Raw genomic sequence first — 19,913 nt, forward strand, 5'->3', positions numbered from 1 at the left:
ACCCATGCATCGAATTTTCAAGAAGCACGAACACTATGTTACTAAAGAAACAATGGAGATAACATCATGGACCGTTTCGTGAATATTTTTAAAATAATTCTATGCACTCTGCTGCTTGCTTCATTTATGGGCTGTGCCGGATCAGACACAAGACAAAGCACCGGGCAGTATGTTGACGACTCCGCCATCACCGCCAAGGTCAAGGCCGCCATCTTTGATGAAGACTCCTTGAAATCACGACAGATCAACGTGGAAACATTCAAGGGAGTCGTTCAACTCAGCGGATTTGTCGATTCTTCAAAAAACTACAACAAAGCAGAACAGATTGCCCGTGATGTGGATGGCGTGAAGTCGGTGATAAACAACATTGTTGTTAAATGACCTGTTTTTTTACAACACGGATGATCTTTCGTTTTTAAAGCGATCTGCAATCGAAGTAAAAACAGGTGATCCATCAAGCAGGAGCGGATCCGAAGAACGATCTTCGGGTCCTAGCCAAACGGAGATAACCACAATGGCCCATACTTACGACAACAAAAAAATCATATCCAAGGAAATGCGCCACATCATGGAGCATGCCGAAGCCCTCGTGGATGCGACAGCAGGAGAGCTTGACGAGCGCATCGCAACAGCCAGAACCATGCTCAAGCAGCGTCTGGATTCGGCCAAAGGCGAATACGATGAACTGGAAGCCAAGGTCATGGACAAGGTTCAGTCCGCCGACGAGTTCATTCACCTCAAACCGTACTATGTCATCGGCGGAACCTTTATCTCCGGCCTGCTCCTGGGCTGGATGATGACCAGGAAATAACGTGAACAGGCTCTCCACGGGGATTTTCGGATTCACCGGCGCGGCAACCCGGCTCGGCGGGGTTGCCACCCAAATCCTTCAGGACCGCCTGGCACTGCTGGCGCTTGAACTGCGGGAGGCCAAAATCCGTTTCGTGCAGGCCTTGGTCCTGGTCTGTCTGGGGGTGGTCTTTTCCCTGCTCGGTCTCGTACTGCTGATGGTGGCCGGAGTGTGGATATTGCCGCCAGAGTGGCGGGTCTATGGGCTCGCAACCCTGGCCGTAGCCAGCCTGATCGCAGGAGTGGCCGCCTTTCGCACCCTCGTAAGAGCTCTTGCACAAAACCCCTTGGCCTTTGACCAGAGCGTGGCTGAACTCAAAAAGGACGCGACATGCTTCTTGACCAAAAACTAGATCTGATTCGGGATGAGAAAGCCAGGCTTGGCATTTGCTGCGACCTGCACCGGCAGCTGGTCCATATCGAATTGCGGGAACTGGTATCCGGGGCGCTTCGCACAGCCACAAACGTCACCCTGGGATTTGCCGTGCTCCAACAGATCATTCAGCGGCTGCGTGACCGCAAAGACCGTCGACAGTGACACGCGCCCTGATCATCCAGTCACGGACACGCGCCGGCAAGAATGAACAGCTGTTCGGTTCAGACAATTTTCTCGCGATTGCGACACCGCGCATGAACGGTAGTCTCGTATCGCCTCCTTGCTAGGGTCCGCGCAGATCACTTCCCCTTCATGCGCGGCGTCGCAATCGCGAGTTGAGGATACCCCTCCCGGGCCTCACGCCGGGAGGGGAAATTTATCCATGGAACAATCTGCCCCTGGCTGCGGATCATGAAATCCGCGTGCGCCCCATACGCACAAGACCGCTCCATGCACATGTTGCCCGCCCCCGTTCTGAATGTTTCCCAATGACTTGGCATAAAGAAAAAAAGTACCAAAGGAGTGTTGCATGGCTTCACAAAATACCGCCGTGGCTTCTGACCCACCGCCCGCATCCGCGGTCAGCAATGCCAAAGAATCTCTGGGCGTTGCGTTGCTGGTGGCGCTGGTCGTGGGGTCAACCATCGGCAGTGGCATTTTTGGACTGCCGCAAAACATGGCAGCGGGCGCAGGCGCAGGCGCGATCCTCATCGGCTGGGCTGTTACCGGCGTTGGCATGCTCATGCTCGCGCTTGTCTACCAGCGGCTTGCGATCCGGAAGCCCGAACTGGACAATGGCGTGTATGCGTATGCCCGAGCCCTGTCGGGCGAGTATGTCGGCTTCAACTCGGCATGGGGCTACTGGATCAGCGCATGGATCGGCAATGTCGGGTATCTGGTGGCCGCTTTCGGGGCTCTTGGCTACTTCTATCCGGCCTTTGGCGCAGGGAACACGCTGAGTTCGATCATTGGCGCTTCGGTCGTCGTATGGGTCGTGCACGTCCTGGTTCTGCGCGGGATCCAAGGCGCAGCAGTGCTCAACGCCGCGGTCACCCTCGCCAAGATCGTGCCGCTGGTGCTTTTCATCATCCTGGTGGCCATGGCCTTCCAGGTCGACACCTTCAGTTTCAATTTCTGGGGAGATCCCGGGCTTGGCTCGGTGCTTGATCAGGTCAAAAGCACGATGCTTGTCACGGTCTGGGTCTTCATCGGCATCGAAGGCGCAAGCGTCTACTCCGCGCGGGCTCGGCAGCGGGCTGATGTGGGCCGGGCCACGGTCATCGGCTTCCTGATCACTCTCATGCTGCTCATGTCCGTCTCGCTCCTCTCGCTTGGAATCTTCGCGCAGCCGGAACTGGCGGCACTCAAGAATCCCTCCATGGCCGGCGTGCTCGAAAAGGCGGTGGGCACCTGGGGCGCGATACTGATCTACATCGGACTCATCGTGTCGGTTGGCGGCGGATTTCTGGCCTGGACGCTGCTGGCCGCCGAATCGCTCTTCACTCCGGCCGGAGACGGGGTCATGCCGACCTGGCTTGCGCGTCAAAATCACAAGGGCGTGCCTGCAAACGCCCTGTGGCTGACCAGCTCCATGGTGCAGATCTTTCTGCTGCTGACACTCTTCTCAAAGGCTTCCTATCTGGCTCTGATCTCGCTTTCCACGGCGATGATCCTCGTCCCGTATCTGTTCAGTGCCGTGTACGGGCTGTCGCTGACGTGGCGGGACAAGGTCCACCACGGCGCGGGAAACGCCCGGTTGAACCGTCTCGACATTCCAGTCGCAACCCTGGCCACGATCTACTGCCTCTGGCTGCTCTATGCCGCCGGACTGAAATACCTCCTGCTCAGCGCCCTGCTCTATGCGCCAGGTGCCGTGCTGTACCTGGTAGCCAAACGTCAGCGCGGCGAGCGTGCGTTCACCGCTCGGGAACGCTTCATCCTCGGAGCGCTAATCGTTCTTGCCCTTGCGTCCACCTATCTGCTCGCAACCGGCCGTCTTGGCCTGTGAATCAGGCCCACGTGACCCGGCTTGTGGCAATTCATGAAAACGGACTTCAACAATGGAGAATATAATGGTTCCTTCAAAAGGACTTCACTCGGAGGTCGGCCGGCTACGCAAGCTGCTGGTCTGTCGACCCGGCCTTGCCCATAAGCGTCTGACACCGGCAAACTGTCATGACCTGCTGTTCGACGACGTGCTGTGGGTGGCGCAGGCCATGAACGATCACGATACATTTACCAATGCCATGACCGAGCGCGGCGTCGAGGTTCTCGAACTGCACGATCTGCTCACGGATACGCTCGGCGATCCGGCAGCACGTTCGTGGCTGCTCGACCGCAAGCTCGGTCCCGGTTTCATCGACGAGGAGACAGCCCTGCAACTGCGCCCCTGGCTTGAAGAACTGCCCGAGGCAAAGCTCGCCGACCATCTGATTGGAGGGCTGTCGCGAGCCGAATTGCCTTTCGAACCCACGGGGCTGCTGGGACACTTTACGACTCCTGCCGATTTTCTCCTCCCTCCGCTGCCCAACATCCTGTTCACGCGTGACAACAGTTGCTGGATCGGGGAAGGCGCGGTTCTGTGCCCGATGTTCTGGCCCGCGCGCAGGCAGGAAACGCTGCTCATGGCCGCCGTGTACCGCTTTCATCCCATGTTTTCCGGCCAGGTCCGGGAATGGTGGGGCGATCCGGATCAGGATCATGGACAGGCCACCATCGAGGGCGGCGATGTCATGCCCCTGCGCAACGGTGTCGTGCTGATCGGCATGGGCGAGCGAAGCTCTCCGCAGGGCGTCAGCCAACTGGCCCGCAGCCTGTTCGCGGGCGGCGCGGCGACCACCGTGCTGGCCGCGCAAATTCCCAAGTCGCGCGGCGCGATGCATCTCGATACTGTCTGCACCTTTTGCGACGTCGATCTGGTGACCGTCTTTCCCGAGATGGTCGATGCGATCCGCGTTCACACCCTGCGGCCCGGCAAGCGGGAGGGCACGCTCGATGTCCGGAGCGAATCAAAGCCCTTCCTCGATGTGGTCGCCAAGGCCATTGGTGTTGCAAAACTGCGCACGGTGGCTACCGGCGGCGACGCCTACGAGGTCGAACGCGAGCAATGGGACGATGGCAACAACCTGCTCGCCCTCGCTCCGGGCGTGGTGATGGCCTACGAACGCAACACCTACACCAACACCCTGCTGCGCAAGGCCGGAGTGGAAGTGATCACGATCTCAGGCGCGGAACTGGGCCGGGGCCGTGGCGGGAGCCACTGCATGTCGTGCCCCATCGAACGTGACGAGGTCTAGGCTCGCATCAGGCCAAAGCGATACATTCTTTAAAACGGGATACACACATGAGTTTCAATCTACGCAACAAGAGTCTGCTGGCCCTGAAGGATTTCTCTCCAAGGGAAATCCGCTTTTTGCTCAGCCTGGCCAAGGAGTTGAAACACTCCAAATATGCCGGCAACGAAATCCCTCGTCTGAAGGGCAAAAACATTGTTCTCATTTTCGAAAAATCTTCGACACGCACGCGCTGCTCTTTCGAAGTGGCGGTGCACGATCAGGGGGGGCATGTCACCTACCTTGATTCGGCCGGTTCCCAATTGGGGCACAAGGAGTCGCTCAAGGATACGGCCAGGGTTCTGGGTCGGCTGTATGACGGGATCGAGTACCGGGGATACGATCAGACCGCTGTCGAAGACCTGGCCCGCCATTCTCACGTGCCGGTCTGGAACGGCCTGACCGATGAGTCGCACCCCACTCAGGTCCTGGCCGACCTGATGACCATGGAGGAGTTCGGGGACAGGCCGCTGCATGAAATGTCCTTTTGCTATCTGGGGGATGCCCGCTTCAACATGGGCTGCTCCCTGCTGGTCGGCGGAGTGCAGATGGGCATGGACGTTCGTATTGCCGCGCCAGACGGATTTCAGCCACCGCCGCCGCTCGTGGATGAGATGCGCGCCCTTGCGCAGACCACCGGAGCACGCATCACCATCGAAACCGATCCTCTGAAAGCCGTCGCGGGCGCGGATTTTCTCTATACGGACGTCTGGGTTTCGATGGGAGAGCCGGACGACGTATGGAAAGAGCGTCTTGAGCTGCTGCTGCCCTATCAAATTAACACCGGCCTGATGCAGGCAACGGGCAAACCGCACACGCGGTTCATGCATTGCCTGCCCGCGTTCCACAATCTCGAAACCGAAGTCGGCCGCGAAGTGCACGAAAAATATGGCCTGAGCGAACTCGAAGTGACCGATGACGTGTTCGAGTCCGAAGCCTCCATCGTCTTCACCCAGGCCGAAAACCGGATGCACACCATCAAGGCCGTGCTCGTGGCCACCCTCGCATGAAAATACTCACACCAGGAGGCCGCTCATGAAACTGGTCGTCGCCCTTGGAGGCAATGCCCTGTTGCGCCGCGATCAGGCCCCTACCTCCGAGAACCAATTGGAGAACATCCGCCGAGCGGCTTCACAGCTTGCCCGCGTGGCATCGTCGCACCAGCTGGTGCTGACGCATGGCAACGGCCCGCAGGTGGGCCTGCTGGCGTTGCAGGAAGCCTCCTACAGGGCGGTGGAAGCCTACCCGCTGGATGTACTGGGCGCGCAAACAGATGGAATGATAGGCTATCTGCTTGAACAGGAGCTTTGCAACCTGTTGCCTGCCTCGCGCGTGGTGACGACCTTGCTGACGCGTGTGGAGGTGGATCCGGGGGACCCGGCCTTTCAAAACCCCCACAAGCCGATCGGCCCCGTGTACACACAGGCCGAGTCACAGCGCATCGCCGCTGACAAGCAGTGGTCCATGGCTCCCGATGGAGACGGTTTTCGCCGTGTGGTGCCTTCGCCGCAACCCATGCGCGTGCTCGGCATGGAACCGATTCGCTGGCTGCTCGAACGCGGTGCGCTGGTCATCGCTGCGGGCGGTGGCGGCATCCCGGTCGCACGGGGCGCCGATGGCCGCAGCCTGCATGGGGTAGAGGCCGTCATCGACAAGGATCTGTGCAGCTGCGCGCTGGCGATTGAGCTGGAGGCCGACTGTCTGGTCATCGCCACCGACGTGGACGCGGTTTACCTTGACTGGGGAAAGCCCGGTCAACGCGCGCTGGGAAAAGTGACCCCGCAGGCGCTGGAACAACACACGTTCCAGACGGGATCGATGGGGCCAAAAGTCGAAGCCGCCTGCCATTTTGCCCGGGCCTCCGGAAAAAGGGCAGTGATCGGCTCTCTTGAACGGATCGAAGAAATGCTTGCGGGACGCGCCGGGACCGAGGTCAGCGAAGCACCATGAACACAGATTCCCGCATGCGAAGGGGCGCGCTCCTCTGTATTGCCGCCATGATTCTTCTGTCCGGCTGCGCCTCCATGGCTCCACGTTATGAAGCGCCCGCCCTTCCGGTGGCTCCCATATACGCCCCGGACAACGCGCAGGACGGAGCTTCGGCATCGGCCATCGGCTGGCGCGACTATTTCATCGACCCGTCATTGCAGAACCTGATCCAGCGCGCGCTGGACAACAACCGCGACCTGCGAACCGCAGTGCTGCGGGTCGAGGAAGCGCGCGCCGTCCATGGCATCCAGCGCTCGGAGCTTTTTCCGACTGTCGGAATTCAGGCTGGCGAAGACCGTTCACGGACTCCGGCCGATCTGAACATGACCGGCAAGACGCTTTTCGCCAGCCAGTTTCAAGCCGGGCTGGGCATGGCCAGCTGGGAGCTTGATTTCTGGGGGCGCGTACGCAGCCTGCAGGACGCCGCGCTGGAAAACTTTCTGGCCACCGATGCCGCTCGTCGTGCAGCCGCCCTCGGCCTGGTCGCGCAGGTGGCCGACAGCTATTTCAGGTTGCTTGAATTTGATGAGCGCATCGCATTGGCGCATCAGACCATCGCCAGCCGGACAGAGAGTTTCCGCATCTTCACGCGTCGCGTGGAGGTGGGCTCGACGTCGCGGTTCAGCCTGACCCAGGTGCAAACGCTATTGACACAGGCACAAGCGCTCGGAGCGCAACTGGAACAGGAACGTGAAGCACAGTTCCATGCACTGACGCTCCTGGTCGGGGCGACCATTGATCCGCCACCCGAACAGGATCAGCCAGGCGAACGAAACACCCTTGTCCGAGTGCGCCCTGGCCTGCCTTCCGACCTGCTCTTCCAGCGCCCCGACATCGTTGCCGCCGAACATCGGTTGAAAGCCGCCAATGCCAACATCGGGGCGGCGCGGGCGGCTTTTTTCCCACGCATTGCCCTGACCGGTTCCCTCGGTACGGCAAGCGCCGAACTCGGCGATCTGTTTGCCGCCGGCAGTCTGGCCTGGATTTTCTCCCCGAGCATCTCGCTGCCCATCTTCGACGGCGGGCTCAGGTCCGCCAACCTGAGCCTCGCCGAAATACGTCTCGACATGAACGTGGCCAACTACGAGAAAACCGTACAGGCCGCCTTCCGCGATGTCGCCGACGCACTTTCGGCTCGTCACTGGCTGGCCCGGCAGGTCTCCATCGCCCAGGCGGCGCTGGAGACGCAGACCGAGCGGGCGCGGCTCTCGCAGCTACGCTACGACAACGGCGCCTCGGCTTATCTGGAGGTGCTCGACGCCCAGCGCGATCTGCTCGACACCGAGCAACGGCTTGTGCAGATGCGCCGGGCACTGCTGACGAGCCACGTCAGCCTGTATGCCGCGTTGGGTGGCGGATCCATGGATTTTGTTTCCACCCCCGGCACGTACTTCTAACCGCACACAAGGCGCGAGCACCCCATGACCACCACCCCTCCAGTCATCCCTCCGTACACCGTCACGGTCACCGTGACGATTCCGCCTCCTGGCACGGAGCCAGCCATTGCGGCGCAGGTTCCCCCTGCCCATGCCCCGGCCGCATCAGCCACTCCTGTGGCCGACGTGGCGGTTGCCGCTCCCGGCGAACCGGCTCCTGTGCCCACCGCAGCGGCTGCCGCGCCCGCCGCTCCGGAAGGCAAGCCGTCAGCCACGGCGGCCACGCCCCCGGTCGCCAACGCCTCCGAGGCTCCTGCTCCGGCGGAGAAGAAACCCGCTCCGGAGGCGAGCCCAGAGGCCGCGCCGGCCACCCCGCAACCGCAGAAATGGAAAAAATGGCTGATCCCGCTCGGGATTGCCGCCGTCCTTGTGGCGGCGGGCCTGGTGGCGTGGCAAATGCTGCGCCCTAAAGGGCCCGGCGAGGGTTTCATCAGCAGCAACGGCCGCATCGAGGCCACGGAAATCGATGTGTCGTCCAAATTCAGCGGACGCGTGCAGGACATCCTGGTGGCTGACGGCGATTTCGTCACGGCAGGCCAGACCCTGGCGCACATGCAGGTGCAAACCCTCGAAGCCCAGCGTGATGAAGCGCAGGCGCGATACCAGCAATCCCTCACCCTGGTGGCGAGCGCCGAGGCGCAGGTCGCCGTGCGTGAAAGCGACCGGCACGCCCTGCAGGCGCTCGTTGCGCAGCGAATGAGCGAACTCGACGCCGCCCAGCGGCGTCTTGCCCGCTCGGAAACGCTGGCTGGCGAGGGCGCGTCGTCGGACCAGGAGCTTGACGATGATCGCGCCCGCGTGCGCAGCGTGCAGGCCGCGGTTGTCGCGGCCAAGGCGCAGGTCCAGGCGGCGCAGTCCGCGATCATGGCCGCCCGCGCGCAGGTGGCCGGGGCGCGCTCCACGGTTGACGCGGCGCAGGCCACCATCGACCGCATCAAGGTTGACATCGACGACAGCGCCCTGGTCGCGCCACGCGATGGCCGCGTGCAGTACCGCATCGCGCAACCGGGCGAGGTGCTCGCGGCAGGCGGCAAGGTGCTCAATCTGGTCGATCTTGGTGATGTGTACATGACCTTCTTCGTGCCCGAAACCGCCGCCGGGAAGCTGGCGCTGGGCAGCGAAGTGCATATCGTGCTCGACGCCGCACCGCAGTACGTGATCCCGGCCACGATCTCGTTTGTGGCCAGCACCGCGCAGTTCACGCCCAAGACGGTGGAGACGGCCAGTGAGCGGCAGAAGCTGATGTTTCGGGTCAAGGCCCGGATCGGCCGCGATCTGCTGGAAAAAAACATCACGCAGGTCAAGACCGGACTGCCGGGCATGGTCTGGTTGAAGCTTGATCCGCAGGCGCAATGGCCGCCCGAGCTTACGGCCAAGGTACCGCAGTGACAGCGAATCCAGGTACTGCGGCACCCGGTGCTACTGCACCCGGCGCCAAGACACCTGTCGCGCGACTGTCAGGCATCAGCCTGCGCTACGGCAGGACGCTGGCGCTGGACAACGTCACGCTGGACATCCCGGCCGGTTGCATGGCCGGATTGATCGGTCCCGACGGCGTGGGCAAGTCCAGCCTGCTGGCCCTCGTAGCCGGTGCGCGGGCCGTGCAGCAGGGGCATCTGGAGGCGCTGGGCGGCGACATGGCCAATACGCGCCACCGCGACACGGTCTGCCCGCGCATTGCCTACATGCCGCAGGGCCTTGGCAAAAACCTCTATCCGACGCTCTCGGTGGAGGAGAACTTGCAGTTTTTCGGCCGCCTGTTCGGCCACAACGCCGCCGAGCGCCGCCAGCGCATCGACGAACTGACGGCCAGCACTGGCCTGCGAGCTTTTCTGACACGCCCGGCAGGCAAGCTCTCGGGCGGCATGAAGCAGAAGCTGGGCTTGTGCAGCGCGCTGATCCACGATCCCGACCTCCTGATTCTGGACGAACCGACAACCGGCGTCGATCCGCTCTCACGCAAGCAATTCTGGGACCTGATCGGTCATATCCGTCTCGAACGCGGCAGCATGAGCGTGATCGTCGCCACCGCCTACATGGAGGAGGCCGAGCGCTTCGACTGGCTGGTGGCCATGGACGCAGGCAAGGTGCTGGCCATTGGCACGCCGACCGAATTGCGGACGAACAGCCGAACCGAATCACTGGAAGCCGCCTTTATCGCCCTGCTGCCCGAGGAAAAACGCCGCGGCCATCGCGCAGTGGTCGTTCCACCGCTCGCCGCGTCCGATGACGCCAGCATCGCCATCGAAGCCAAGGGGCTGACCATGCGTTTCGGCGACTTCGTGGCCGTCGATCATGTCGATTTTCGCATCAAGCGAGGGGAAATCTTCGGCTTTCTCGGCTCCAACGGCTGCGGCAAGTCGACCACCATGAAGATGCTGACCGGACTCTTGCCGGCCAGCGAGGGCGAAGCGTGGCTGTTCGGCAAGAAAGTCGATTCGCGCGATATCGATATTCGCCGCCGCGTGGGCTACATGTCACAGGGCTTCTCGCTGTATGGCGAGCTTTCGGTACGCCAGAACCTGGTGCTGCATGCGCGACTGTTTCAGGTGCCCGAGACGGAAATTCCGGGGCGTACCCGGGAGATGCTGCAACGCTTCGGCCTCGGGGACGTGCAGGACAGCATGCCCGCGAATCTGCCGCTTGGCATACGCCAGCGCCTGTCACTGGCCGTGGCCATGGTGCACAAGCCGGAAATGCTGATCCTCGACGAACCGACCTCCGGCGTGGACCCGGTGGCGCGTGACATGTTCTGGCAGCTGATGATCGACCTCTCGCGCCAGGATCACGTCACGATCTTCATCTCCACCCATTTCATGAACGAGGCCGCCCGGTGCGACCGCATCTCGCTCATGCATGCCGGAAAAGTGCTGGTCAGCGACACGCCGGCGAAGCTGACCCTCCGGCGCAAGGCAAAAACCCTGGAGCAGGCCTTCATCATGTATCTGGAAGAAGCTTCAGCCGGCACCGCGCACAAGGAGAGCGCGTCGGAAACGGCGCCGCTCGCGCCACAGACCAAGGCACCGCTCAAACCGCGCCGCTTCGGTTTCAATTTCGGCCGGGCCTTCAGCTACACGCTACGCGAATCGCTGGAGCTCCGGCGCGATCCGGTGCGCGGCACATTGGCGCTGCTCGGTACGGCGCTGCTCATGTTCATCATCGGCTACGGAATCAACCTCGATGTCGAGAACCTGTCCTATGCCATGCTCGACCGCGATCAGACCGTGCTGAGCCAGAACTATGCGCTCAACCTCTCGGGTTCGCGCTACTTCATCGAGCGCCCACCCATCAGCGACTACGACGATCTGGACCAGCGCATGCGCAGCGGCGAGCTCTCGCTGGCCATCGAAATTCCCCCTGGTTTCGCCCGTGACATCGCGCGGGGCACACCCGCACAGATCGGGGCCTGGGTCGACGGCGCCATGCCCACACGTGCGGAAACCGTGCGCGGTTACGTCCAGGCCATGCACCAGATGTGGCTGGTCGACATGGCCAAGCACCGCATGGGCGTCGATCTCGCGGCGGCGAGCACGCTTGAAACCCGCTACCGCTACAACCCCGACGTAAAAAGTCTGCCGGCCATGGTGCCGGCGGTGATCCCCATGCTGCTGATGATGATTCCGGCCATGCTGGCCGCCTTGTCGGTAGTGCGCGAGAAGGAGCTGGGCTCCATCATCAACCTCTATGTCACGCCGGTCACGCGCAGCGAATTCCTGCTGGGCAAGCAGTTGCCCTACATTGTACTGGCCATGGTCAATTTCCTGCTCCTGGCTTTGCTCTCCGTCACGGTCTTCGGGGTGCCAATCAAAGGCAGCTTTGCCACGCTGGCACTGGCGGCGTTCATCTTCGTCATCTGCGCCACCGGCTTTGGCCTGCTGGCCTCGACCTTCACCCGGAGCCAGATCGCCGCCATGTTCGTGACCATGATCGGCACCATCATCCCCTGCGTGCAGTTTACCGGCTTGCTCAACCCGGTGTCCTCGCTGGAAGGCGTGGGCGCCTTCATTGGCAGCATCTACCCGGCAACGCATTTCCTGACCATCAGCCGGGGCGTGTTCAGCAAGGAGCTCGGGCTCGCCACCCTGGCCCCTTCGTTCTGGCCGCTGCTGGCCGCCGTGCCGGTCATACTTGGGCTGGCCATCGTGCTGCTCAGAAAACAGGAGGCCTGACCTCATGATCCGGATCGAAAATGTACTCCGCCTGGGAGTGAAGGAGTTGTGGAGTCTGGTGCGCGATCCAATCATGCTGGTGCTGATCGCCTACACCTTCACGTTCGCGATCTACGTGGCGGCCACCGCCATGCCGGAGAGCCTGCACAACGCACCCATCGCCATCGTCGACGAGGACGGTTCACCCCTGTCCGCGCGTATCGTTTCCAGTTTTTATCCGCCCCGTTTCAAAACGCCGGCCATGATCGCGCTGGCGCAGATCGATTCCGGCATGGACAGGGGCGACTACACTTTCGTGCTGGACATTCCGCCGGGATTCCAGCGCGATGTGCTGGCCGGACGAATGCCGGCGATCCAGCTCAATATCGACGCCACGCTCATGAGCCAGGCCTTCACCGGCAACGGCTACATCCAGCAGATCGTCGCCGGCGAAGTCGGCGAATTCGTCCAGCGCTACAGAAGTACCGAGGTGCCGCCGGTGGAACTGCTGCTCCGCATGCGCTTCAACCCCAATCTGGAAAAGTCCTGGTTCGGTTCGCTGATGGAGATCATCAACAACGTGACCATGCTGTCCATCATCCTGACTGGCGCGGCGCTGATCCGCGAGCGTGAGCACGGCACCATCGAGCATTTGCTGGTCATGCCCGTGACGCCTGCTGAAATCATGCTGGCCAAGGTCTGGTCCATGGGGCTGGTCGTGCTGCTGGCCGCGATGGTGGCGCTGGTGTTCGTGGTGCAGGGCGTCCTGCAGGTCCCGGTGCAGGGTTCGGTGGCCCTCTTCATTGTGGCGACGGCGCTGCATCTGTTCGCCACGACGTCCATGGGCATCTTTCTGGCGACGCTGGCCCGCTCGATGCCCCAATTCGGCATGCTGCTGGTGCTGGTGCTGCTGCCGCTGCAGCTCCTTTCGGGCGGGGCCACTCCGCGCGAGAGCATGCCGGAGCTGGTTCAGAACGTCATGCTCATCGCACCCACCACCTATTTCGTATCGGCAGGGCAGGCCATTCTGTATCGCGGAGCAGGCATCGACGTGGTCTGGCCCCAGTTTCTGGCCATCGCCGCGATTGGCACCCTGCTGTTCTTCGCCGCCCTGGCACGATTCCGAAAAACGATCACCCAGATGGCGTGACGGCGTAAACACATCAATATTAATCATCAGAATCGGATAGTTAAGTGGAAATATGCTGAATTGTCGGGGAAGAATGAACCAGCGATCGACTCTGACATGCGAATACCCGTCACATATCGCGATGTTGTCATATGCAATAGACATTGTTGTTTACCAAAATTTAAATTTGTACATTTTTATTTTAATTTAATAATAAAATTCAAATATTTAAATTTTTTCTTCAATTTATTTCATTTGGTGTATTTGTTGCTCTTTCATAAAAAAGCAGAAATGCCCATGTCGATATATAAATATTTTTTTCTTACGTGAATGGCAACAATATTAAAAAAAGCTAATCAAGAAAATAAGTTATGAAAAATAACCACGTATCACTAGGAATTTTCAATACCAATACCGAAGCTGAAGCGAGTATAAAAGAATTCCAGCGGTCAAGATTTAACAGAAAAAAGCTGTCCATAATTGGTAATGACAATCAAACTGAAGAGCATGCTGTCGGCTATTACAATACAGCCGAGCGCATGATGGACTGGGGGAATCACGAGGCGTTTTGGGGCGGCCTGTGGGGCATGTTGTTTGGCTTGGCTCTTTTTGTTGTTGGCTCGGCCCTTTTTGTTCTGCCGGGCATCGGCCCCCTCCTCGTATTTGGCCCGCCGGCTTCGTGGGTTGTCGGGCTTCTGGGAGGTGCGATCGTTGTTGGCGGGCTGAGCACCTTGGCCGCGGCGCTGCTCGATACAGGCAGCCCCGAAGAGAGCTGCCTGTATCATGAGACGACCAAAGTCAAAAGCCTCCTCGAATCCAGCGGAGCATCGCATATCGACCTTCATTGAACGATTTCCGTATCCCGTCAGATCCGAGAATAGGTGACGCTGTCTTTTTCGAATTCATCCAGCACATCGGCACTCAAGGACGGGACAATCTTCGGATTCATATGCAGGAATGTTTCCGTGGTGACGAGGTAGTCAGTATTGCTTTCCAGCTCCCTCTCAAATGAAAAGCTGGCAATCTGCTGAAACAAATACTGGATATCGGCAGGAGTAAATCCACGGGTCATCTCGACTACGCTCTCAATGTCGACCTTGCCTGCATTTATCTTCGAAAGATAATATTCGAGAATGGTCCTTCTTCCGGCATCGTCCAGGCCGCCCACCGGTATGATGCAATCAAACCTTCCGGGGCGCAGCATCGCCGAATCGAGTTGGCGAATGTAATTGGTGGCGCACACCAGCAGAATCTTGCTGTTTTCATTCTTGAACAGCGGAATTTGTTTCAAAAATTCATTCGTGATGGACTTGTCGATCCTGTCTCCCATGTCGCGGCTGCCCGCGAGCTCCTCGAATTCGTCGATGAAGAGAACCACCCTGTCGAGACCTCTGACTTCCTCCATGACGTGCCGCAAATTCGCCCCGATCTTCTCAACCCCGTTCGCCATGAGCATGCTGGGCATGACCTCTATGTACCACCAGGACAGGATTCCGGCGATGGCCTTTACGAAATGCGTCTTGCCTGTGCCCGGAGGGCCGAAAAACACGATCGCCTTGGGCGGGACCACGCCATGTTTCGTAGCCAGACCTTCCTCTATCAAGGGGAGAATGACCCGGCGCTGAATCAACTGTTTTGGAGGTTGGGAGTCGGAGATGGTATTCCAAAGATCGCTGCTGATGGTTTGAGCACCCATCTCACGCAATGTGTCTTTACGTCGCTGTGTAAAGTACTCATCAACTGCTTGATCCGTGTTTTCTAAAAAATCAATACAGGAAGTTCTCACACCAACATCTCTTCCCAATTTTTCAGATAGAATCCATTTATGTTTTAATATTTTTAACCATATATCAGATGCTATTTCAGGCTCATACATCATTCCACTCAGTTCAAATATTTTATTTGAACACTCTTCAAAAGACAAATTTTCTATTTTATTCATAATCATTATTAAACAAGAATATTACAATAATCAACTATTATATTTCATTTTATATTAAAACATTAATCATGAATAATGCGTAATAAATCAACATGTCTGAATTAAAATCAAATGTATAATACGATTTATTTGAATACATAAATTTCAAGACCGATTCGTAGAGAAGCGCCAGAAGCTTTTCGCAACATCTTGCAGTTGCGCCATATATGGCGGCCTCAGCCGACCGACCTCCTCGACTCCTCCCAAAACTCCTTATTTTCCCCATTATAATCAGACCATTAAGAAGCACAAGCAATCCGCCGAGTATGGCACGTTCGTTGCGATGTACATCATGCCCCCGAAAATCGCGCCTCCACATTTACGAGGCACTGCAAAAAAGTCGCGAGGTGCCATTCACGTCATTCTCGCGAACGTATGCCCAGGTTGATGCCCGTCAGGGTGAATCCGGTGTTTCAAATGGCTATGCAAAGCATGAAACCCCTTCTTCAAAGGGATGACGAATCACTGGCGCCTGCATTTCATAAAAATGCGAGGGCGTGAAAAGCGGGAAGAATTTAAGGTCTTTTACAGAAAAAGGAGAAATGTATGAAGTCCAGCACAAAAAACAAGACGGAAGGCGTTTACCATGAAGGCAAAGGCAAGATCAAGGAAACCGTCGGAAAGATTATCGACAAACCCTCCTTGGAAGCTGAAGGACAGGCGGAAAAGGTAGCCGGCAAGGTGCAGAAAAAAGTCGGTGAGGTGCAAGAGGTTTTGGAAGATTAGCCAGACGCAAAAAACCCTTCGCCCGCACCGCCCGGTCGCCACGAATCCGCGGCATGCCGGGACGGCGATCAAAGCCCCGGAGAGCGAACGTGCTCTTCGGGCAACCCTTAAAATTAAAAAAGGTTCCATATTGATGAAAACGACATTTCTTCGGTCCCTGCTTTTCGCAGCGGCGGCGCTATTGGTTCTCGGCATGCCTTTGCAGGCGGCTGAGTCGGATCGCGACATCGAAACATCCGCCAAACAGTCGCATGTATTCAAGAAATACCTGCAGGAGGATGATATCAAGATAGAGTCCAAGGATGGCGCAGTCACAATGACAGGAGTTGTCTCGGGAGAATACCACAAAGCCCTGGCTCAGGAAACCGTGGCCAATCTTCCCGGAGTCAAAAGCGTGGACAACAAGCTCGAACTCAAGAGCACTCCACCTTCCACCAACACCGACGCATGGGTGCTCGACAATGTAGTCGCGACACTCTTGTTTCACCGCAGCGTCAGCCCCACAACAACGCAGGTCGATGTCAAAGACGGCGTGGTGACTTTAAAAGGCGAAGCATCCAGCCAGGCTCAAAAGGAATTGACAACCGAATACGCAATGGATGTCGAAGGCGTGAAGGACGTCAAGAATGAAATGACCGTGGCGAAGGCTCAAGAAAAGGACAACGACACAAAGCAAACCTTCATCGAAACCGTTGATGACGCATCAATTACTGCCCAGGTCAAGATGACGCTTCTCTATCACCGCTCGACCAGCGCCCTCAACACCAAGGTCAAAACCCTGGACGGCGTGGTCACCCTGACTGGCGAGGCAAAGAACGCGGCGGAAGCGAATCTGGCCACCAAACTTGCCTCCGATGTGAATGGTGTGAAGGAAGTCAAAAACCAGATGAGCGTCAAATAACGTTCGACCAACAATCGGGAGTAGTCATGAAAACATTAAGCATAGTGGGAATCCTGCTGATCGTCCTTGGAATAGCGGCCTTTGCTTACCAGGGCATCACCTACACGACCCAGGAAAAAGTCGTTGATCTTGGTCCCCTGCAGATGACGGCTGAAAAAACGCGAACAATACCGCTGCCCCCGATCTTGGGCGCAATCGCGCTTGCGGGCGGCATCACACTGCTGATTGTGGGAAAAAGGAGCTCATAACCGCAATAGCGGCCTTGCCAGAAAAGCAGTCAGGCCATCAGCAACAGAGGGTGCTGCAACCCATCGCGAATACCGCGAAAATTCATTTTCGCGAAGGAGTGAATATATTATTTTCTGGCAGTTAAAAAAATACGGTCATTTTCTTCAAGGAAATAACAACTTTTCACTGCAACACCAGTAACTCACAATGGAGAAAAAAAATGTTATACACTATCGCCGGCGTTCTTATAATATTATGGCTTCTTGGTATTGTTAGTGGCTACACAATGGGTTCTTTCATTCACATACTCCTTGTTGTTGCCGTCATTGTCATCCTCGTAAATTTAATACAAGGAAGACGCACACTCTGATCAACAATGATTACTTATACGCAACAATATGGTCCAATATTTTCATTCTTAATTATTTCACTTGTTGTTATAAACATTTTACCTTCTTATACACATGAATTATCGTACTTTTTAGCTCAATATGTTTGATATATGGGACTCGATAAAGACAAAAATATAGACGACAAGCTGCTTACGGACTGCGATTTGGATACAATTTTACACAGTATTCATCGCAAAATAGAAATTCGCACGGACAAAAGAGCCTGCACGGGAGAGGGCCTGCTTGGCCAACCCTGGCCAACCAAGGATGGAGACGCCCGATGAAGAACAAAACAGGTCAACCCGAAAATCCGGACCTGCTTCGCCGCAAAGCTGAAGAAATCAGCCGGAAGAACGAAGCAGGTTCGCCGGAGAGCCTCGCCACCGACTCCGTCGAAGAGCCGTCATGGATAGTCCATGAACTGCGCGTTCACCAAATCGAGCTTGAGATGCAAAATGAGGAATTGTGCAGGACACACGCAGAACTCGAAGAAGAACACCAGCAGTACCTGGATCTCTACGACTTTGCTCCGGTGGGCTATTGCACTCTTTCGGAACAGGGACAGATCACGGCAACAAATCTCACTGCCACGGCAATGCTCGGCATACCCCGAGACAACCTCATCGGACAGCAGATAACCAGCTTCATCTGTGATGATGACCAGCACACCTTCACCCGCGAAATGAAAGAACTGTTTGCGACCAGGGTAGCGCGAAGCTGCGAACTGCGCATGAAAAAAACAGACGGTGTCCAGTTCTGGGCCTGCCTGGAATTCGTTTTAAAGCCTTGCGATGACTGCCCCGTGTGCCGCGTCGTCATAAGCGACATCAACGACCGTAAACAGGCCGAGATTGCGCTGACCGAGAGCGAACTGCATTTCAGAAACCTGTCCAACAGCGGCCAGGCATTGATCTGGACTTCCGGAGAAGACACGCTGTGCGATTATTTCAATGAGCCCTGGCTCGACTTCACCGGCCGCACCCTGGAACAGGAGCTCGGCAACGGCTGGGTCGAAGGGGTGCATGCGGAGGACCTTGACCGTTGCATTGACACCTATGTGACGGCCTTTGCCCGACGCGAACCGTTCAACATGGAGTACCGGCTGCGCCATGTCAGCGGCGAATATCGCTGGCTGGTGGATCAGGGCACGCCACGCTTCAATTCACAGGGCGCATTCGTCGGGTACATCGGTCATTGCCTGGACATCACCCCCCGCAAGCAGATGGAAGTGGAGCTCGTGGCCGCGAAAAATGCGGCTGAATCGGCGAACAAGGCCAAGAGCGCATTTCTGGCCAACATGAGTCACGAAATCAGGACACCTTTAAACGGGTTGCTGGGCATGATGCAGCTCCTTGAAACGACGGATACAAGCGACGAACAGCAGATGTACATCGAAATGGCCATCCGCTCCGGGGGCAGACTCACCCGCCTTTTAAGCGACATCCTGGACCTGTCCCGCATCGAGGCAGGCCGAATGCCCTTGAGCGAGGAACCGTTCAATCTGTCCGAAACATTTTCCGCCGTCACCGACAGTTTTGGCCCGGTGAGCATTCAAAAGAGACTGCCTGTCCGCATCGACGTCGCGCCGGATGTGCCCAAGGAAGTGTTCGGGGATGAGGTCCGCGTCCGTCAGGTGCTGTTCAATCTTGTCGGCAATGCCATGAAATTTACCGACCAGGGAGAGGTCCGGATCGAGGTATCGACCCTGCTTCCCCTGCCGCCGGATACGGTCCGCGTGCTGTTTTGCGTTACCGACACGGGCGCGGGAATGAGCGACACGACGCTTAAGACTTTGGGGAACCCTTTCACCCAGGCCAGTGAAGGTTTCACCCGCGAGCATCAGGGCGCAGGCCTTGGGCTTTCCATATGCAAGCGTCTTGTTGCCGCCATGGGAGGCACGCTGACCTTTGAGAGCACCTTGGGAGCTGGAACCGCCGCGTACCTGATGCTTCCTTTCAGGTGGCGGGCGTATTCCATCCTCCCGGATCAGCCAGGCCTCGACTCCGCCGCGCCATCGCTACGCATTCTGCTCGTCGAAGACGACGAAATAAGCCGCGTGGCGGAAACGCAGCTGCTCAAAAAAATGGGACACACCGTGCAAACGGCCGGCAACGGGATTGAAGCACTGGAAAGCATGCGACGCAGCACCTTTGATTGCGTACTGATGGATGTGCAGATGGAAGTCATGGATGGCCTGGAAGCCACCAAAAACATCAGGACGGACGTCTCCAAATTCTTTGACCCCAAAATTCCCATCGTCGCCATGACGGCGTATGCCATGCGTGGCGATCGCGAACGGTTCATCATGGCGGGCATGGATGACTACATAGCAAAACCGTTCGACCGTAATAAGTTGGAGCAGGTGCTGGGCGGCATTGACGTCAAAAACAGGACATGAGCCGCCCTGCATGTGCGGCCGAATCATC

The 19,913-nt window shown here is 57.8% G+C and carries 19 protein-coding genes; 18 read left to right on the forward strand and 1 reads right to left on the reverse strand.

Going from position 1 to position 19,913, the window contains the following annotated elements:
- Positions 1-66 precede the first annotated feature (66 nt).
- The 13 genes from DBAC_RS10850 to DBAC_RS10910 all read left to right on the forward strand — a co-directional run bounded on the left by DBAC_RS10850 (position 67) and on the right by DBAC_RS10910 (position 14,107).
- Complete coding sequence (locus DBAC_RS10850) at positions 67-381, forward strand: BON domain-containing protein (RefSeq protein WP_015774345.1); 315 nt, start codon at positions 67-69, stop codon at positions 379-381.
- A gap of 133 nt (positions 382-514) precedes the next feature.
- Positions 515-811, forward strand: a complete 297-nt coding sequence (locus tag DBAC_RS10855) for an ElaB/YgaM/YqjD family protein (RefSeq protein ID WP_015774346.1) — start codon at positions 515-517, stop codon at positions 809-811.
- Position 812: 1 nt separating this feature from the next.
- Positions 813-1,202, forward strand: coding sequence for a phage holin family protein (locus DBAC_RS10860; RefSeq protein ID WP_015774347.1), 390 nt, complete (start codon positions 813-815; stop codon positions 1,200-1,202).
- Positions 1,181-1,387, forward strand: coding sequence for a hypothetical protein (locus DBAC_RS10865; protein WP_015774348.1), 207 nt, complete (start codon positions 1,181-1,183; stop codon positions 1,385-1,387). Before DBAC_RS10860 ends, DBAC_RS10865 begins: the two co-directional genes overlap by 22 nt.
- Positions 1,388-1,754: 367 nt before the next feature.
- Complete coding sequence (gene arcD / locus DBAC_RS10870) at positions 1,755-3,233, forward strand: arginine-ornithine antiporter (RefSeq protein WP_015774349.1); 1,479 nt, start codon at positions 1,755-1,757, stop codon at positions 3,231-3,233.
- 64 nt (positions 3,234-3,297) lie between these two features.
- Positions 3,298-4,521: an arginine deiminase gene (locus tag DBAC_RS10875; RefSeq protein WP_015774350.1), complete on the forward strand. Its 1,224-nt coding sequence runs from the start codon at positions 3,298-3,300 to the stop codon at positions 4,519-4,521.
- Positions 4,522-4,568: 47 nt separating this feature from the next.
- Positions 4,569-5,567 carry an ornithine carbamoyltransferase gene (gene argF / locus DBAC_RS10880; protein ID WP_015774351.1) on the forward strand — a complete coding sequence of 333 codons (999 nt, stop codon included), beginning with the start codon at positions 4,569-4,571 and terminating at the stop codon, positions 5,565-5,567.
- Positions 5,568-5,592: 25 nt separating this feature from the next.
- Positions 5,593-6,507, forward strand: a complete 915-nt coding sequence (arcC, locus tag DBAC_RS10885; protein ID WP_015774352.1) for a carbamate kinase — start codon at positions 5,593-5,595, stop codon at positions 6,505-6,507.
- Positions 6,504-7,943 (forward strand): efflux transporter outer membrane subunit, encoded by a 1,440-nt coding sequence (locus DBAC_RS10890; protein WP_015774353.1) that lies wholly within the window; start codon positions 6,504-6,506, stop codon positions 7,941-7,943. Before arcC ends, DBAC_RS10890 begins: the two co-directional genes overlap by 4 nt.
- A 24-nt stretch (positions 7,944-7,967) precedes the next feature.
- Positions 7,968-9,371 carry an HlyD family secretion protein gene (locus tag DBAC_RS10895; protein ID WP_015774354.1) on the forward strand — a complete coding sequence of 468 codons (1,404 nt, stop codon included), beginning with the start codon at positions 7,968-7,970 and terminating at the stop codon, positions 9,369-9,371.
- Positions 9,368-12,151 (forward strand): ribosome-associated ATPase/putative transporter RbbA, encoded by a 2,784-nt coding sequence (rbbA, locus tag DBAC_RS10900; protein WP_015774355.1) that lies wholly within the window; start codon positions 9,368-9,370, stop codon positions 12,149-12,151. The genes DBAC_RS10895 and rbbA overlap by 4 nt, the downstream gene beginning before the upstream one ends.
- A 4-nt stretch (positions 12,152-12,155) precedes the next feature.
- Positions 12,156-13,280 carry an ABC transporter permease gene (locus tag DBAC_RS10905; RefSeq protein ID WP_015774356.1) on the forward strand — a complete coding sequence of 375 codons (1,125 nt, stop codon included), beginning with the start codon at positions 12,156-12,158 and terminating at the stop codon, positions 13,278-13,280.
- Positions 13,281-13,630: 350 nt separating this feature from the next.
- Positions 13,631-14,107, forward strand: a complete 477-nt coding sequence (locus DBAC_RS10910; RefSeq protein WP_015774357.1) for a general stress protein — start codon at positions 13,631-13,633, stop codon at positions 14,105-14,107.
- A 17-nt stretch (positions 14,108-14,124) separates the two neighbouring features.
- Here the strand turns inward: DBAC_RS10910 and DBAC_RS10915 are convergent, their stop codons facing one another.
- Positions 14,125-15,201, reverse strand: a complete 1,077-nt coding sequence (locus DBAC_RS10915; RefSeq protein WP_228644878.1) for an ATP-binding protein — start codon at positions 15,199-15,201, stop codon at positions 14,125-14,127.
- A gap of 585 nt (positions 15,202-15,786) precedes the next feature.
- On the opposite strand from DBAC_RS10915, the gene DBAC_RS10920 reads away from it, so the two are divergent.
- The 5 genes from DBAC_RS10920 to DBAC_RS10935 all read left to right on the forward strand — a co-directional run bounded on the left by DBAC_RS10920 (position 15,787) and on the right by DBAC_RS10935 (position 19,885).
- Complete coding sequence (locus DBAC_RS10920; protein WP_015774359.1) at positions 15,787-15,966, forward strand: CsbD family protein; 180 nt, start codon at positions 15,787-15,789, stop codon at positions 15,964-15,966.
- Positions 15,938-16,867, forward strand: a complete 930-nt coding sequence (locus DBAC_RS10925) for a BON domain-containing protein (RefSeq protein ID WP_218915574.1) — start codon at positions 15,938-15,940, stop codon at positions 16,865-16,867. Before DBAC_RS10920 ends, DBAC_RS10925 begins: the two co-directional genes overlap by 29 nt.
- 26 nt (positions 16,868-16,893) lie before the next feature.
- Complete coding sequence (locus tag DBAC_RS10930; protein ID WP_015774361.1) at positions 16,894-17,115, forward strand: hypothetical protein; 222 nt, start codon at positions 16,894-16,896, stop codon at positions 17,113-17,115.
- Between the two features lie 200 nt (positions 17,116-17,315).
- Positions 17,316-17,465 (forward strand): lmo0937 family membrane protein, encoded by a 150-nt coding sequence (locus DBAC_RS20045; protein ID WP_143890901.1) that lies wholly within the window; start codon positions 17,316-17,318, stop codon positions 17,463-17,465.
- Between the two features lie 302 nt (positions 17,466-17,767).
- Entirely contained in the window at positions 17,768-19,885 is a 2,118-nt protein-coding gene (locus tag DBAC_RS10935) for a PAS domain-containing hybrid sensor histidine kinase/response regulator (protein ID WP_015774362.1), read from the forward strand.
- Positions 19,886-19,913 lie beyond the last annotated feature (28 nt).

This window comes from Desulfomicrobium baculatum DSM 4028 (assembly GCF_000023225.1).
Classification (GTDB): Bacteria; Desulfobacterota; Desulfovibrionia; order Desulfovibrionales; family Desulfomicrobiaceae; genus Desulfomicrobium; species Desulfomicrobium baculatum.

Excerpts from the sequence above, each read along its gene's own strand:
- DBAC_RS10850 (WP_015774345.1), top strand. The coding sequence starts at position 67 with ATGGACCGTTTCGTGAATATTTTTAAAATAATTCTATGCACTCTGCTG.
- DBAC_RS10855 (WP_015774346.1), top strand. The coding sequence starts at position 515 with ATGGCCCATACTTACGACAACAAAAAAATCATATCCAAGGAAATGCGC.
- DBAC_RS10865 (WP_015774348.1), top strand. The coding sequence starts at position 1,181 with ATGCTTCTTGACCAAAAACTAGATCTGATTCGGGATGAGAAAGCCAGG.
- arcD (WP_015774349.1), top strand. The coding sequence starts at position 1,755 with ATGGCTTCACAAAATACCGCCGTGGCTTCTGACCCACCGCCCGCATCC.
- DBAC_RS10875 (WP_015774350.1), top strand. The coding sequence starts at position 3,298 with ATGGTTCCTTCAAAAGGACTTCACTCGGAGGTCGGCCGGCTACGCAAG.
- argF (WP_015774351.1), top strand. The coding sequence starts at position 4,569 with ATGAGTTTCAATCTACGCAACAAGAGTCTGCTGGCCCTGAAGGATTTC.
- arcC (WP_015774352.1), top strand. The coding sequence starts at position 5,593 with ATGAAACTGGTCGTCGCCCTTGGAGGCAATGCCCTGTTGCGCCGCGAT.
- DBAC_RS10890 (WP_015774353.1), top strand. The coding sequence starts at position 6,504 with ATGAACACAGATTCCCGCATGCGAAGGGGCGCGCTCCTCTGTATTGCC.
- DBAC_RS10895 (WP_015774354.1), top strand. The coding sequence starts at position 7,968 with ATGACCACCACCCCTCCAGTCATCCCTCCGTACACCGTCACGGTCACC.
- DBAC_RS10905 (WP_015774356.1), top strand. The coding sequence starts at position 12,156 with ATGATCCGGATCGAAAATGTACTCCGCCTGGGAGTGAAGGAGTTGTGG.
- DBAC_RS10910 (WP_015774357.1), top strand. The coding sequence starts at position 13,631 with ATGAAAAATAACCACGTATCACTAGGAATTTTCAATACCAATACCGAA.
- DBAC_RS10915 (WP_228644878.1), bottom strand. The coding sequence starts at position 15,201 with ATGAATAAAATAGAAAATTTGTCTTTTGAAGAGTGTTCAAATAAAATA.
- DBAC_RS10920 (WP_015774359.1), top strand. The coding sequence starts at position 15,787 with ATGAAGTCCAGCACAAAAAACAAGACGGAAGGCGTTTACCATGAAGGC.
- DBAC_RS10930 (WP_015774361.1), top strand. The coding sequence starts at position 16,894 with ATGAAAACATTAAGCATAGTGGGAATCCTGCTGATCGTCCTTGGAATA.
- DBAC_RS20045 (WP_143890901.1), top strand. The coding sequence starts at position 17,316 with ATGTTATACACTATCGCCGGCGTTCTTATAATATTATGGCTTCTTGGT.
- DBAC_RS10935 (WP_015774362.1), top strand. The coding sequence starts at position 17,768 with ATGAAGAACAAAACAGGTCAACCCGAAAATCCGGACCTGCTTCGCCGC.